The organism is Rhizobium sp. BK289 (genome assembly GCF_014193575.1).
In the GTDB taxonomy this organism is placed as follows: Bacteria; Pseudomonadota; Alphaproteobacteria; order Rhizobiales; family Rhizobiaceae; genus Rhizobium; species Rhizobium tropici_C.
The window spans coordinates 61,837-75,343 of the sequence record NZ_JACHZO010000013.1; the positions used below are offsets into that span (position 1 = coordinate 61,837).

Annotated in this window: 13 protein-coding genes and 2 pseudogenes; 8 read left to right on the top strand and 7 right to left on the bottom strand. The window is 57.9% G+C overall.

Annotated elements, in window-relative coordinates; all coding sequences use genetic code 11:
• The first annotated feature begins 50 nt into the window (after positions 1 to 50).
• From FHT84_RS22950 to FHT84_RS22970, 5 genes and pseudogenes are all read left to right on the top strand, one after another.
• Positions 51 to 983 (top strand): LysR family transcriptional regulator, encoded by a 933-nt coding sequence (locus tag FHT84_RS22950; protein WP_183764318.1) that lies wholly within the window; start codon positions 51 to 53, stop codon positions 981 to 983.
• A 136-nt stretch (positions 984 to 1,119) separates the two neighbouring features.
• Positions 1,120 to 1,833 carry an SDR family oxidoreductase gene (locus FHT84_RS22955; RefSeq protein ID WP_183764387.1) on the top strand — a complete coding sequence of 238 codons (714 nt, stop codon included), beginning with the start codon at positions 1,120 to 1,122 and terminating at the stop codon, positions 1,831 to 1,833.
• 212 nt (positions 1,834 to 2,045) lie between these two features.
• Positions 2,046 to 2,285 carry a 4-oxalocrotonate tautomerase family protein gene (locus FHT84_RS22960; protein ID WP_112345403.1) on the top strand — a complete coding sequence of 80 codons (240 nt, stop codon included), beginning with the start codon at positions 2,046 to 2,048 and terminating at the stop codon, positions 2,283 to 2,285.
• 66 nt (positions 2,286 to 2,351) lie between these two features.
• Positions 2,352 to 2,644, top strand: a pseudogene (locus tag FHT84_RS22965) (IS21 family transposase); the annotation flags it as partial.
• A pseudogene (locus FHT84_RS22970) lies at positions 2,634 to 2,851 on the top strand (ATP-binding protein); the annotation flags it as partial. The pseudogenes FHT84_RS22965 and FHT84_RS22970, both read left to right, overlap by 11 nt.
• 402 nt (positions 2,852 to 3,253) lie before the next feature.
• Here the strand turns inward: FHT84_RS22970 and FHT84_RS22975 are convergent.
• Together FHT84_RS22975 and FHT84_RS22980 are read right to left on the bottom strand one after the other, a co-directional pair.
• Positions 3,254 to 3,751 carry an RES family NAD+ phosphorylase gene (locus FHT84_RS22975; protein ID WP_112345409.1) on the bottom strand — a complete coding sequence of 166 codons (498 nt, stop codon included), beginning with the start codon at positions 3,749 to 3,751 and terminating at the stop codon, positions 3,254 to 3,256.
• Between the two features lie 10 nt (positions 3,752 to 3,761).
• Positions 3,762 to 4,112, bottom strand: a complete 351-nt coding sequence (locus FHT84_RS22980) for an antitoxin Xre/MbcA/ParS toxin-binding domain-containing protein (protein WP_112345404.1) — start codon at positions 4,110 to 4,112, stop codon at positions 3,762 to 3,764.
• 862 nt (positions 4,113 to 4,974) lie between these two features.
• Between FHT84_RS22980 and FHT84_RS22985 the strand changes: the two genes are divergently transcribed.
• Entirely contained in the window at positions 4,975 to 6,156 is a 1,182-nt protein-coding gene (locus FHT84_RS22985; protein WP_183764315.1) for a Fic family protein, read from the top strand.
• Between the two features lie 324 nt (positions 6,157 to 6,480).
• On the opposite strand, the gene speB is transcribed toward FHT84_RS22985, so the two are convergent.
• Positions 6,481 to 7,536, bottom strand: coding sequence for an agmatinase (gene speB, locus FHT84_RS22990; protein WP_112342138.1), 1,056 nt, complete (start codon positions 7,534 to 7,536; stop codon positions 6,481 to 6,483).
• A gap of 96 nt (positions 7,537 to 7,632) precedes the next feature.
• On the opposite strand from speB, the gene FHT84_RS22995 reads away from it, so the two are divergent.
• On the top strand, positions 7,633 to 8,796 hold the full coding sequence (locus FHT84_RS22995) for an aminotransferase (RefSeq protein ID WP_183764312.1): 1,164 nt from the start codon (positions 7,633 to 7,635) through the stop codon (positions 8,794 to 8,796).
• Here FHT84_RS22995 and FHT84_RS23000 read toward each other — a convergent pair.
• From FHT84_RS23000 to FHT84_RS23015, 4 genes are all read right to left on the bottom strand, one after another.
• Positions 8,773 to 9,303, bottom strand: a complete 531-nt coding sequence (locus FHT84_RS23000; RefSeq protein ID WP_112342134.1) for a flavin reductase family protein — start codon at positions 9,301 to 9,303, stop codon at positions 8,773 to 8,775. The two genes, FHT84_RS22995 and FHT84_RS23000, sit on opposite strands and share 24 nt — an antisense overlap.
• 11 nt (positions 9,304 to 9,314) lie before the next feature.
• A complete protein-coding gene (locus FHT84_RS23005) occupies positions 9,315 to 10,655 on the bottom strand; it encodes an LLM class flavin-dependent oxidoreductase (protein WP_183764309.1) in 1,341 nt (446 codons plus the stop codon).
• Positions 10,656 to 10,767: 112 nt separating this feature from the next.
• The gene (locus FHT84_RS23010) at positions 10,768 to 11,709 is read right to left on the bottom strand and encodes a LysR family transcriptional regulator (RefSeq protein WP_112342132.1); all 942 of its coding nucleotides are present in this window, start codon (positions 11,707 to 11,709) and stop codon (positions 10,768 to 10,770) included.
• Positions 11,706 to 12,449 carry a UTRA domain-containing protein gene (locus tag FHT84_RS23015; protein ID WP_112342137.1) on the bottom strand — a complete coding sequence of 248 codons (744 nt, stop codon included), beginning with the start codon at positions 12,447 to 12,449 and terminating at the stop codon, positions 11,706 to 11,708. The genes FHT84_RS23010 and FHT84_RS23015 overlap by 4 nt, the downstream gene beginning before the upstream one ends.
• Positions 12,450 to 12,677: 228 nt before the next feature.
• On the opposite strand from FHT84_RS23015, the gene FHT84_RS23020 reads away from it, so the two are divergent.
• Complete coding sequence (locus FHT84_RS23020; protein ID WP_183764305.1) at positions 12,678 to 13,505, top strand: transporter substrate-binding domain-containing protein; 828 nt, start codon at positions 12,678 to 12,680, stop codon at positions 13,503 to 13,505.
• The last annotated feature ends 2 nt before the right edge of the window (positions 13,506 to 13,507 follow it).

A 13,507-nucleotide genomic window follows, 5' to 3' on the forward strand; every position in this document is an offset into this window, starting at 1 on the left:
CACGATCATGCCCAGGCCGGGGATGGCAACTGAAGAACACGGAGTAAGGAATGGATCGTATCGATGCAATGAAGGTTTTCGTTGCAGCCGTAGATGAAGGCAGCCTCGCCGGAGCAGCCCGCAAGCTGAAGCGCTCACCGACAGCGATCAGCCGTGCACTTGGCATGCTCGAACAGCACGTCGGAACCGAGCTGCTGCATCGAACGACCCGCAGTCTGCATTTGAGTGAAGCGGGCCAGCGGTACATTGTCGTTTGCAGACGAATTCTTTCCGATCTTGAAGAAGCTGACCTTGTCGCAGTCGGCGAGCAAGCTTCTCCTCGGGGTACGCTGACAATTTCCGCCCCACCAATATTGGGGGAGGAGGTTCTACGTCCGATCCTCGACGACTTTCTACGCCTACACGAAAAAGTTTCCGTCAGGCTGCTAATGCTAGATCGCTTCGTGAATCTTGTGGATGAGGGCGTCGATATCGCACTGCGCATCGGCAATCTGCCGGACTCGTCGAACATATCGACCAGGATTGGTGGCGACGTGCGGCGGGTAGTCGTCGGCTCGCCAGATTATCTAGCTGGGGGGCCTGCCATCGAAGATCCTTCCGATCTAGCGGCGCAAAGCATCATCGCGTTCAGCAATTTCGGACTGGAATCGTGGAGCTTTTCGCCCCCGAAAGGATCCTCTATTCCGAGGTCGGTTCATTTCACGCCGAGATACGTTGTAAACAGCGTGAGAGCGGCTGCGGCGTCGGCTGCGGCCGGCCTAGGTCTTACGAGACTTTACTCGTATCACGTCTCCCATCTGGTCAAAGATGGAAGCCTCAAGATCGTTTTGCCGGACGATGAACTTCCTCCTCTCCCCGTCCATCTGTTGTCCCCTCCCGGCCGGATGACGGTCCCGAAGGTGCGCGCTTTCGTTGATTTCGCGGCTCCGCGGCTGAGGGCAGAATTAGGACGCATTGCCTCGGAAGCTGAAGGAATGGCATGATTATGCCGCATACCGGCACAGTGTCACCCTGATGGTGGCAATTCTCCCGGTCTGCGGGAACATCTAAATCATATTCATCGACGCCGAGGGCGTTGCACGACCGAAAGAAACGGCCGTGGATATGAGAAGGATGCACATCATGAGCACTCAGAAAGTTGCAATCATCACCGGCGCGTCACAGGGCATCGGCGAGGGTTTGGTGCGGGGCTACCGCGAAAAAGGTTATAACGTCGTTGCGACGTCCCGGTCGGTAAAAGCTGGCGCTGATTCCGGGGTCCATGCCATCGCTGGTGATATCGCGAAGCCAGAAACCGCAGAGCGTGTGGTGCGCGAAGCGCTGGAACGTTTCGGCCGGATTGATACGCTGGTCAATAACGCCGGCGTGTTCACGGCAAAGCCGTTCGTCGACTTCACTAAAGAGGACTACGACCTCAACTTCGGCGTCAACATCGCCGGGTTCTTCCATATTACACAGCGCGCCGCGCGTCAGATGCTGAAGCAGGGTGCAGGGCACATCGTCTCGATCACCACCAGCCTGGTCGATCAGCCGATACACGGTGTGCCTGCTGCGTTGGCGTCGCTCACGAAGGGTGGTCTCAACTCCGTGACCAAAGGCCTCGCCCTCGAGTATGCGAAGTCGGGTGTTCGCGTGAACGCGGTCTCTCCGGGCATCATCAAGACGCCGATGCATGCGCCCGAGACGCACGAGTTCCTCTCCGGTCTTCATCCCGTGGCTCACATGGGCGAAGTCAGCGATATCGTTAACGCCGTCCTGTTCCTCGAAGACGCCGGGTTCGTAACCGGTGAAATCCTCCACGTCGACGGCGGTCAGAACGCCGGTCGGTGGTGAACGAGCTTTGGGAGTGGATCCGGCAACCAATCGCCGGGTCCACCTGCGAAAGGCGGACGATCAATGGTCGTAACCAGTTTTCCGACACTCTTCGTTAGAAAGGATGCAGGACTAGCCCGTGTCGGGGCCGGCTACGCACACGTCGACATCCTGGAACATCACCTGTCGGAGTTGGGCTTTTAAACCAGCCGGCCAACTGAAAGGAATTCCCGATGCCTATTGTAAATATTCAGGTCACCCGAGAAGGCAATACGCCCGGCGCGAACTCGGTGACGGTTGAGGAAAAGGCCCGGATCATTGCAGGCGTCAGCAACGTCCTCCTCGAGGTCCTGAACAAGCCGCTGGCCTCAACGTTCGTTGTCATCGAGGAAGTCGATCTTGAAAACTGGGGCTGGGGCGGCCTACCGGTCGAAGAATACAGAAAGCAACGTTCTGCTGCAAAGCCTTCCTAGGATCGTTGGCTCTTCTCCAGCGCCACTGTCAATCGGCGTGCAAATTTGCATGCCGAAACACAGTCCTTGCAGCAATATCTGCTCAAGAAGCCAGGCGGAGACAGGGAGACGGTCGATATCCTGGCGCTTGTTCTCCAGCACGACGAACAAGCAGTGCTCTCAGCTGTGACATGGCGCTGAAGTCCGGCGTTCCAACCAAGACGCATGTGCTGAACCTGCTGCACCGTCTCGTCGACGGCAAATCCTTCATTCCGCCAACGATCGATGCGCCGCAAGCCCTGACGCTCGTCAACGAGCCAAAGGCCAATGTCGAACGATACGATGCCCTGAGAAAGACGGAGGCCGGCCATGCGTCATAATCCAGCGAGCGGTGCAATCGTCATCATGCTGCGGCAACTGAAGATGCACGGCATGGCACAAGCCGTCGGCGAGCTGACTGAGCAAGGATCGCCGGCGTTCGAGGCTGCCGTTCCGATCCTGTCGCAGCTCTTGAAAGCGGAAACAGCCGAACGGGAGGTGCGATCGACCGCCTATAGCTCAAGACCGCCCGCTTTCCTGCCTATCGTGTGTCAATGCCGCGTGAATTTTCCCCAGAAGCACTCATGAGGAGTATTGCTCCGGTACTGACATACCCGCGCGAGATTGAACTAATGGGCAAGATAGCCGGGAAGAAAACTAATTCCCATTCCCATCGCCACAAGCGCCCTGGCGGTCAGCAGATCATCTCCGGCCCGGAGGCGAACGCTATTTCGATTGAGTCGCAGGGAGCCGAAACGTCATCAGTAACAGGTCCTCGACGGTGAGTTGCCGAGACAAGGAAGACTCAACTCATTGAGCTTGCTCTGTTGCATTGCTTTCCATGGCAAAGTCCCCGCATAGGTCATCAAAACCACTGCAATGATAGGCCGGTCGCGTGGTCATCTGCGGTGCGCCTTTCCGCGTCGAGACAGATGGCATGCTGCGTGAGACTATCGGGACAGTCTGTGTTCGTCGTCGATCAGGATCAGGCGGCCAGGCGGTGTGCTGCCCCATGTCCAGAGGACGAGATTAAGATCGTCATTCGTTGCAGCGGGTGCGAAGCTCTTCACGAGCAGCCCGCAACAGCCATCGGCAGCAAGCTGGCGTGCGAAGGCTTGTGTTTTCGCCTCACCCGAATCCTTCATCTGGTCACGCCAGGTCGGATCGGCGAGTGCCGCCGCATCCATGCCCTGCGCCCGAAGGGCTGCGTCGTCCCGGCAGTCGAACACATGTTCGACATCGGCATCATAGGAAACCAGCGTCGTCGGTTGCAGATTTCCGACCTGATTAGCTTCCTTCAGCGCCGTCATGATTGTCAGCGACGTATAGAGGGCGGGCACGCCTTTCGGGTTGAAGCGACCGCCATAGAGTTCCGCGCCGCGTCCCGACAGAGGCTCGCCGGCGTAGATCGGGTTGAGCGCCCGGTAGAGCTTTCCTCGATACTGCATCGGCCGGAGGCTATGCGTGAACGCCGGCGTCGACCGCGTCAATATAATCGAGCACCTCGTCGGCGCGACCGTTGCGGACCAGTTGCATCGCCGTCTGACCAGAGAAGCCAGACAGCGGCTCGGAGCGATACCAGGCATAAGCCATCAGCGCCGAGCCGAAGCGCGGTTCGACCTTATTGACGATCTCAATCATCTCGCGTAAGCGGCGCTGCGTTCTGTCGGAACGAATACGATCCTTGCGTTGAATTGCGTCTTTTCCGAGTCCGGCGGTGCGGGCGATCTCTTCGCTGGTCGTGCGAAATGCATCCGCGATCTTGCGCGGTGCGAACAGCCCATCATCTGCATATTGAGCGATGCCCATGATCCACCTCCATCTTCAGAGTGCCAATAGTGTAGACGCTATATAGCGTCAATAATGGCGGCGTTCAACGCCTCTCGGGAAAATTTGAAGGGGAAGGGAAATCCGTTGCAGATAGTCCTCCTGCCGACGCTATCGCACAACTGCCGCCTGCGCCATCCGAGCCGCTTGTCCTTCGCCGGGCTGGTAGCCCTGCCTGTCACACATAGCAGGATGCTCAGCCGCAGTTGCGGCAAACGCGGACCGCTGGAGGCGCTCCGATTTGGATGCGATACGCGCGAGAATCTCTTTTGGATTGGGCCTATCGTGGTAATAAAGCGCCGCGGCCCGCTAATACGCGCGTTCGTAAAGCCTGAAGGTATCAGGGTCAGCAAGGCTGAATGCCGGATTGCTGCTAATCGGGATTGTTGAGCTTCGGGAAACGCCGGTCTTTGTGAGTGCGATATGCATCTGCACCGAAAAATGCCCGAACGTCCGGTTGGTCCAGGAGGCAATAGACGTCGTAGTAATGGCCTAAAGGGCTGACAGCATGAAGCTATATAGTACACTATTCCAAAATCTTCCTCACTAAACAATAAAAATCCAGAGATCACCTCACCTTCTGGAAGGACATGGCCGACGACCACTACATGCCGCGCGCCTGTCAAACTCTATGTATTGGCGCGCATGCGATAAAATAAACTCAAAGACAAATTCCAGTTCAATCAATGATTTACCCATTTTCTTGGGTGCTTTCGGTTCGATTCCACTCAAGAGCATAAGGACGATCCGAAACTCGTTTATTTAACGCCGCTTACCTTAGTCTGCCACTTATTTAAGTGAGATGGCCCTTGCTTAAATAGCGATCAAAAATCATACTATCGCCATGTCTGATTCTGAACGCTCTCGGCGGCTAGGACGCTTTGTAGAAACATCCGCAGCCGGCGAAAAGGTGCGAGCGTTTGTACCGCCGCCATTGCCGCCATGGCCGGCCATTGACGTGCTTTCGCTGTTGGAGCGCCTCAGCCTGGCGGAGCGAGCACTCGGACGCCTGGGTGGCATCACAGTGTTGCTCCCGCGTCAGGAGCTGTTTCTTTATATGTATGTCAGGAAAGAAGCTGTTCTATCCTCGCAGATCGAGGGGACGCAATCGACACTCTCTGACTTGCTGCGTTTTGAGACAGAAGCGCAGGCAGGACAGTCGATCGACGACATACGTGAAGTTTCCAACTACGTCGATGCCATGATGTACGGTCTGGAACGGCTCGAAGCCTTTCCTATGTCGCTACGCGTAATCCGCGAAATGCATGCGCGATTGCTGCAAAGCGGGCGCGGCGGCACCAAGAATCCTGGAGAATTCCGCCGTTCGCAAAACTGGATTGGGGGAACACGGCCTGGCAATGCACTCTTCGTGCCACCGCCGGTGACGGAGATGGACGCTTGCTTAAAGGCGCTTGAGCAATTTATGCACGAAGATCGGTCGCGACTGCCCGCCCTCATTAAGGCCGGTCTTTTGCATGTCCAATTCGAAACGATTCATCCGTTCCTTGATGGTAACGGGCGTATCGGCCGCCTCCTGGTCACGCTTTATCTCTGCATGAACGGCGTTCTGCGCAAGCCGCTGCTCTATCTCAGTCTTTATTTGAAGACACATAGGGCAGAGTACTATCGGCTGCTTCAGGAAGTCCGCGAACAAGGCAACTGGGAGGGTTGGCTCGACTTTTTTCTCACGGGTGTTGCCGACACCGCCAATCAGGCGTGCGACGCTGCCACGCGGATTGTGGATGTGTTCAAGGAAGACCGTGACCAGATCACAACCGAAAGCGATCGCGCGGGTTCAGCGCTTCGCATTCACGATCTCTTTCAGCAAAATCCGTTCTTTACAGCAAATCAGCTCGTACAGAAGACAGCCCTATCTGCGCCCACAGTTAACGCGGCGCTCGCAGACTTGGAGCGCTTCGGCATCATCAAGGAAATAACGGGTCGCAAGCGCGGCAGAGTTTTCAGCTATAGCCGATATCTTGCAATTCTGAGTGAGGGCACCGATCCCTTGCCCCCGGCCGCGTGAACGGACCGAACATTTATAGGTCGCTGGTTCGTATCCGTTCAACTGCATGCTTTTTAAATCGCGAGGTCGTCACTTCGAATCCGCTCAAGAGCAAAAATTCAGTTACGGGTCAGATTCCCGGTCAGTCAGTTCGACTCTGCGATTGAGGTTATCGAGGCGCAGCCACGGGAATAATCCTGTCGTTGACGATACGGTAGATTGGTCCCATGGCGATGCCACCAACGATTACGTTCGCAGATACGAACGGTAGGGGAGCAAGCGTGGAAACCGCTCCGCCTCGCCGCGTCCGATCATCCGAATTGCTGAGGTTGGGGAGGTTTGTGTCTAGCGTTTGCCGACTGATGGGCTGAACACCATGAGGCTCAGGATTTCGAAGAGCACTTGAGCTCCAGCATGTGCGGTGTTGGTCGTCGCATCATATTGGGGAGCAACCTCGACGACGTCGCCGCCCACCAGGTTTATGCCCTTTAGTCCTCGTATCAGCTCAAGAACCTCACGCGTCGTCAATCCGCCGACCTCGGGCGTGCCCGTACCGGGCGCAAAGCTGGGATCGAGGCTGTCGATATCGAAGGAGAGATAGGTCGGGCCGTCGCCGATGATGGATTCGGCTTTGGCGATAACGGCAGGGATCCCCATTGCGCTGATGTCTTCTGCGTGGATCACGGTCATTCCCGACTTATAGGAGAATTCCCACAGATATTCCGCCGAACCACGGATACCGATCTGGATCGTCCTTGTCGGATCGAGCACGCCATCCAGCACGGCGTTGCGAAACGGTCCGCCGTGATGAAACTTCGTCTGATCGAAGGCTCCGCTGGTGTCGCAATGAGCATCGATATGAATGAGGCCCACCGGCTGATTCCGGCCGACAGCCTTCAAGATGGGATGCGTGACGGAGTGGTCACCCCCGACTGAGAGCGGTGCGACGCCGGCATCGACAATCTGGCCGATACGTTTTTCGATGTCGTCGTGGCTGAGTTCCAGCCGGTAGCGGCTCTGGAACGGTACGTCGCCAATGTCGGCGACGCGAAGATCGAAGACCGGCGCTGTTCCCAGAACATGGTTGTAAGGACCGATCCTTTCGATGGCGCGAAGGGCGCGTGGTCCGAAGCGGGAGCCGGGGCGGTTGGTGACGCCGAGATCCATCGGAATTCCTGTTATCGCGACCTGGAGATTGCCGAAATCGGGCTCGTCGGCTGCGACCTGCATGTAGGGCGCGCTGAGGAAGGTCGGCACACCGGCATATGGCGCCAGTCTCGTGCCGCTCTTGGAGATGATCTTCTCCGCCACTTTGCGAAACGTCTCATCGAATATCTCGCCGCCATTGCTGTCTGCAAATTCCGCGCGCAGCTGTTCGAGCCGCATCTTGTCCCACACCATGCGCATGCGTCTCCACTTGAGGCCCGTCTCACTCAACAAAGAGGTTGAGAAAGCAATTGGTATCGTTGTAGCAATCGGTATCAAAGAGAAATCGATATGACCGCTGCAAAATTCAATTCGTTCGTTTCCCGCCTCTCCCCTCCGCCCATTCCTTCCGTCGTCGCCTGGGGCCGCGAATACAAGGGATTGAAGGGGCCACTCATCGATCTGTCACAGGCCGTGCCCGGTTATCCCGCGCATCCTGAAATGCTGCGCCTTCTCGGCGAAACGGCTGCGCAACAGGCGATGACCGGCTACGGGCCGATCGAGGGCGAGCCTTTGTTGCGCCAGATTTATGCTGCTCATGTCGCAGAGCTTTATGGCGCGGATATATCTGCCGACAATATCCATATCACGGCCGGCTGCAATCAGGCGTTCATGTGCACTGCGATTGCGCTTGCCGGCGCGGGCGATACGGTAGCACTCACCAATCCTTTCTATTTCAATCACGACACGACGCTATCGATGCTGGGGATCGGGCGGTTGCTGGTCGACTGCGACCCCACAACCGACTTTCTTCCCGATCTCGGCTCAGCCGAAGCCGCGCTTGCAGCCGGCACGAAGATGCTTGCCGTCGTTACGCCCAACAATCCTACCGGGGCTGTCTATCCGCCCGGTCTGCTTCACGAGCTTTTCTTACTGTGCCGAAAATATGGCGCCTGGCTGGTTGTAGACGAAACCTATCGCGACTTCCTGGCCGAAGATTACGGCAGGCCGCACGCCCTGCTGTCGGAGCCGGGCTGGGAGGATACGCTCGTTCTTCTCTATAGCTTCTCGAAATCCTTCTGCATTCCCGGCCATCGCCTCGGCGCCGTCACGGCAGGCCCCGGGCTCATCGCTGAGATCGCGAAGGTCATGGATAATATGCAGATCTGCGCCCCGCGTTCGGCTCAGATCGCCGTTGCATCGGCTCTGCCTGTCCTTGCCGACTGGCGGGCCGGCAACCGGCTGGAAATCGCCCGCCGCGCCGATGCTTTGAGACAGGCCACTTCCGAGCTGATGGGTTGGGAGATTGCAGCGATCGGCGCCTATTTCGCCTTCGTTCGTCATCCTTTCGAGGGCCGATCGTCATCCGAGGTTGCTGAAGAACTTGCGAGGGAGCGCGGCGTGATCTGCATTCCCGGGGCATATTTCGGGGAGGGGCAGGAGCGGTACCTTAGATTTGCCTTTGCCAATGTCGATGTTGCTTCGATCAGGTTATTGCCGGATCGGCTCCGCTAGGCGATCAGCAGCAGGAAGGCCATGATAGCCGCCTCGCCAGTAGAGCAGCGGTCCGATGTCCTGCCGGATTTCCATTGCACGGATGTGCCCGATCAGAATGGCATGGGAATGATGCTCAAACACGGTTTCGAGCTTGCAGTCTAGGACCGTGAGGGCATTTTCAAGTGCGGCTGCACCCGTCCTGAGGCGATACCACCCGGCACCATCGTAGCGATCGGCACCCTTGCGCCCGTCAACACCGGCAAAGGATTGCGCCACATGCTGCTGGTCGGCCGCCAACACGTTGACGCAAAAGCAGCCGTACCGCTGCAGCGCCGGCCAGGAGGAAGAAGCCCTGTTGACGCTGACGATGACGGAAGGCCGATCCGCCGAAAATGAGGAAACCGAGGTCGCGGTGAAGCCGGTGCGGTTCTGTCCGTCACCGACCGTGATCACGCTGACCGCACCGGCCAGGTGACGCATCGATAGCTTGAATTCCGCGTCGCTGATCAGAGCCTCGTCGCTCACTGGACCGGCCCTCAGCTCTTGGCAAAACGGTTTGCCGGCGTGGAAATGCCGAGGTTTTCGCGCAGGGTTCTGCCCTCATATTCCTCGCGGAACAGCCCGCGGCGGCGAAGTTCCGGCAGCACGAACCGCACGAAATCGTCGAGGCTGGATGGTAGGGTCGGGAACATCAGGATAAAGCCGTCGGCCGCACGCGTTTCGAACCACTCCTCCATGTAGTCGGCGATCTGGGCCGGCGTGCCTGTTATGCCGTTTCCCGTATGCTTTTCGGCATAGTGCCGGATCAGTTCGCCGACCGTGTGGCCGCTCTTGACGAAATCGACCAGTTCGTCGAACAGCGCGCGCGATCCTTTCGGAGCGGCCGGTAGACGGTCCATCGGGAAGGGCTCATCGAGCGCCACGCCGCGCAGGTCCGCCTCCAGGAACTCGGAAAGCATCAGCCGCCCGACATCGGGATGCATCTTGTCGATCAGATAGTCCACCTTCGCCTTTGCCTCGGCCTCGGTTTCGCCGACGTTGATGACGATGCCCGGCATGATTTTCAGATCGTCTCTATCGCGGCCATAGGCCGCCATCCGGCTCTTGACATTGTCGTAGAAGGACCGGTTCCGCTCGATGTTCGATGCGAGGCTGAAGACGATCTCGGCCGTGCGTGCGGCCATATCCATTCCGGGCTCAGAACCGCCCGCCTGGGCGATGACAGGACGGCCCTGGGGCGTTCGCGCAATGTTCAGAGGTCCGCGAACCTGGAAGTGCTTGCCCTTGTGGTTGAGCGTGTGGTGCTTGTCCTTGTCATAGTAGACGCCGTTTTCGCGGTCGAGAAGGAGCGCGCCCTCCTCGAAGCTGTCCCAAAGACCGAAGACGACGTCGACGAACTCGTTGCCGCGTTCATAGCGCAGCGCGTGTGGATCCAGCCCTTCGCGATTGAAGTTGTAGCCGGTTTCGTCATGGTCTGACGTGACGACGTTCCAGCAGGCGCGGCCCTTGCTCAGATGGTCGATCGAGGAAAACAGACGGGCTACATTGTACGGCTCATAATAGCTTGTCGAGACCGTCGCCACGAGGCCGAGATCATTGGTCGTGACCGCCAGTGCCGAGAGCAGCGAGAGGGGTTCGAAACGGTTCATCTTTGTGGGGATGCGGGCAAGCGCATTGGGATCGCCGACGGCCGCTGCCGGAGAATCGGCCATGAACATGAAATCGAATTTGGCCGCCTCGGATCGTTTGGCGACATCGAGCAGATGCGCGAAGTCGTTGGCGCCGTTGACGTCGCTTGCCGGATGTAGCCAGGAGGCCGGATGAAAGCCGAACGTATAGACGAAAGTTCCGAGTTTCATCTTGTCGGTCCGCGCCATCGAACTCTCCCATTTTGCCGGTCACGCCGTTCCGGTTGACGGCGAATGCGCAAATTATCGCCAGGCGCAAAATTTCATCAATATCGCGGAGCTGAGGTCCGTTTTAGTTTTTCTAAAATGTCGATCCTGATGCCGACACCAGGCCCTGCTGGCGGGAAATGGTGAGAAGCCAATCGCGAAATTGGCGCCCGTAGGGTTTTTCCAGGGCCGCCCTGTCCCAGGCGAGAAAATAGCTTTCGCGCAAGGGAATGCGTATGTCGACGGGAATGACGAGCGTCTGCGCCTCGAGCTCATCCGCAATCATCGACATTTGTGCGAGAACGACGCCGCGCTTGTTGACGGCGGCGTCAATTGCGCTGCTTGATAGGGTGAAGGAAAGGCCGGCGGCGGTTTCTTCGAGCGCCGCTCCCGTCTTCGCGGCGAATTCAAGCCAGCTGGGATAGGGCGTGAAATGCCGCTCCCATTCGACATGCAGGAGCGGATATTGAAGAAGTTGCGCCGCAGAAGGCGCCTTGCCCTTGATCAGGGCCGGCGAGCAGGCAGGGACCACCCAATCGCGGAACAGCTCGCTATAGTGTTCATGCTGCAGTACGTCCGAACCATAGCTGATGCGGAAATCGATGTCGTCGAAGCCCATGCGCGGTTCCTTGTCGCGCCCGACGATCCGGACATGCGCGTTTGGATGAAGGGCCTGCCAATCGAAGATCCGGCGCCCGATCCATTTGTTGACGACGGAAGATAGCGCGCTGAGGACAAGGGCATTCTCGTTGCGCGCCCGTTCCAGGACCTGTTCAGCAAGTGCGAATTGCTCGAATCCCTTCGATATTTCCTGATGATAGAGCCGCCCCCATTGGGTGAGTTCCACCGTGCGACCATTGCGCTCAAGCAAGGTGACACCGAGAAAGCTCTCGATCTTACGGATCTGCTGACTGATCGCTCCGGGCGAAACCTTCAGTTCCAATGCTGCGGCGTTCACGCTGCCGCAACGGCCGACGGCTTCGAAAGCCTGCAAGCCTTTGAGCGGAACTGCCCTGCTGATCCGCTTCTCGTTCAAGAGTCGCCTCCCTGCGATGGTTGATCGGTGACAGCTCTCTCATTTGGATAAAAGTCGCCGGCAAACTGGAAGCGATCGCCGGGATGGATGAACTCGACATAGGTAACCGTGCGACTGCTCTGCCATGTCTGGCGTATGAGCGTCAGACAGGCTTCGCCGCGCTCGGTTTCGAGCAGGCGTGCCGTCGCCGCATCGGCCGAGACGGCACGAATGACATGCCGGGCCTTCGACCAGGGCACCATGTCCAGCAACCATTTGCCGGGTGGGACCGAAGCGAAACTCTCGGTTCTTGCCGATGGCACCAGGTCCAGCATGATGATGCGCCGCTCCAGCGCATTCGCCTTGCCGTCGACCGCATGCAGGCAGTGGAGCCGCAGGATCTCCGCGCCCGTGGTTTCGCCTAGCCGCATCGCGGTGGCGGGATCGAGCCTCTCGATTTTCCGCATCAGCATCGTGTGGCTATGTTCGTGTCCCGCCAACTCCGCTTCCGTGGAAATATCCTGGATATCCATGACCGTGCGGTCGATTTGCCGCGAAGCGACGAAGGAACCGAGCCTGCGACGACGTATGATCATGCCGCGCTCGGCCAGGGTCGAAAGCGCCTTGTTCACCGTCATCCGGGAGCATCGATACTCCTTCAGCAGCTCATGTTCGACGGGTATTCGGTGCCCCGGCGGCCAGATGCCGCTCACGATCCTGCTTTCGATATCCTTCAGAATTCTCTGATGAATTGGGACCAACGCTCGCCTTGCTCCGGCAATGAATTCAGTGTCCGTGGAAACCGCGCCTGCCAGATCCATCGGGCATCATGCGGCATAATTCTTGCGTTCGTTATGTTTTGTATTTGACAGTGTAGGCGAGGCTGTATCTATTTGTATAGACAAAAGGTCATAAAAATCGGCCTGGCGGGACAATGCTTGGGGAATCTGAACCTTCCAAACGAAGGGTACAAAACTGGAGAGAAAGATATGAGGAAGAATTCGCTTCTGAAGGGTTTGGTGGGCGCCGCACTTTTGTTTGGCGCAACGATGTCGGCCCATGCGGCTGACACGCTTGCCGCCGTCAAGGCCGCCGGCACCCTGAAGGTCGGCACCGAGACGGCCTTCGCCCCATTCGATTTCATCGATGCAGGCAAGCATGTGGGCTTGAACGTCGACATCTTCGATGAGATCGGCAAGGAACTGGGCGTGAAGATCGAATGGGTCACGCTGCCATGGGACGGCGTTTTCCCGGCGCTTGAAGCTGGAAAGTTCGACGTCGTTGCCGGCCCGGCGACGATCACCAAGAAGCGCATGGAGCGTTATCGTTTCACACCGCCTCTGGCCGAAGCAACCATTGCGATCTTGAAAAAGGCCGGTGACAAGACGATCAGCAAGCCGGAAGATATCGCCGGCAAGAAGATCGGCGTTGGCAAGGCGACCGCGCAGCTCGACCAGCTGAAGGAGTTTTCCGAAACCCTGCCGACCAAGGTCGATATCCGCGAATACCCGGCCTTTACGGAATCCTACGCCGATCTCGCCGCTGGCCGCATCGCCGGCGTCGCCAACTCGCTGCCGAATATCGCATTCGTCGCCAAGCAGCGTGAAGGCACGTTCGAAGTCGTGCTGCCGCCCTTCGGCAAGAAGTCCTATTTCGGCTTTATCGGCTTGAAGGACGCCGATCATGCACCGTTGATGGACGCCATCGATGCAGCCATGTTGAAGATCAAGGCTGACGGCCGCATGGCGACGCTGCAGAAGAAGTGGTTCGGCGCAAGCTTTGACACGCCTGACGCCGTCAAGGATCCGGCATTCTGATC

What these genes read in the sequence shown, in the direction of transcription:
- FHT84_RS22995 (WP_183764312.1), top strand. Translation starts at nt 7,633, where the DNA reads ATGACCGCTGCAAAATTCAATTCGTTCGTTTCCCGCCTCTCCCCTCCG.
- FHT84_RS22980 (WP_112345404.1), bottom strand. Translation starts at nt 4,112, where the DNA reads ATGGGCATCGCTCAATATGCAGATGATGGGCTGTTCGCACCGCGCAAG.
- speB (WP_112342138.1), bottom strand. Translation starts at nt 7,536, where the DNA reads ATGGTGTGGGACAAGATGCGGCTCGAACAGCTGCGCGCGGAATTTGCA.
- FHT84_RS22950 (WP_183764318.1), top strand. Translation starts at nt 51, where the DNA reads ATGGATCGTATCGATGCAATGAAGGTTTTCGTTGCAGCCGTAGATGAA.
- FHT84_RS23005 (WP_183764309.1), bottom strand. Translation starts at nt 10,655, where the DNA reads ATGGCGCGGACCGACAAGATGAAACTCGGAACTTTCGTCTATACGTTC.
- FHT84_RS23020 (WP_183764305.1), top strand. Translation starts at nt 12,678, where the DNA reads ATGAGGAAGAATTCGCTTCTGAAGGGTTTGGTGGGCGCCGCACTTTTG.
- FHT84_RS22985 (WP_183764315.1), top strand. Translation starts at nt 4,975, where the DNA reads ATGTCTGATTCTGAACGCTCTCGGCGGCTAGGACGCTTTGTAGAAACA.
- FHT84_RS22960 (WP_112345403.1), top strand. Translation starts at nt 2,046, where the DNA reads ATGCCTATTGTAAATATTCAGGTCACCCGAGAAGGCAATACGCCCGGC.
- FHT84_RS22975 (WP_112345409.1), bottom strand. Translation starts at nt 3,751, where the DNA reads ATGCAGTATCGAGGAAAGCTCTACCGGGCGCTCAACCCGATCTACGCC.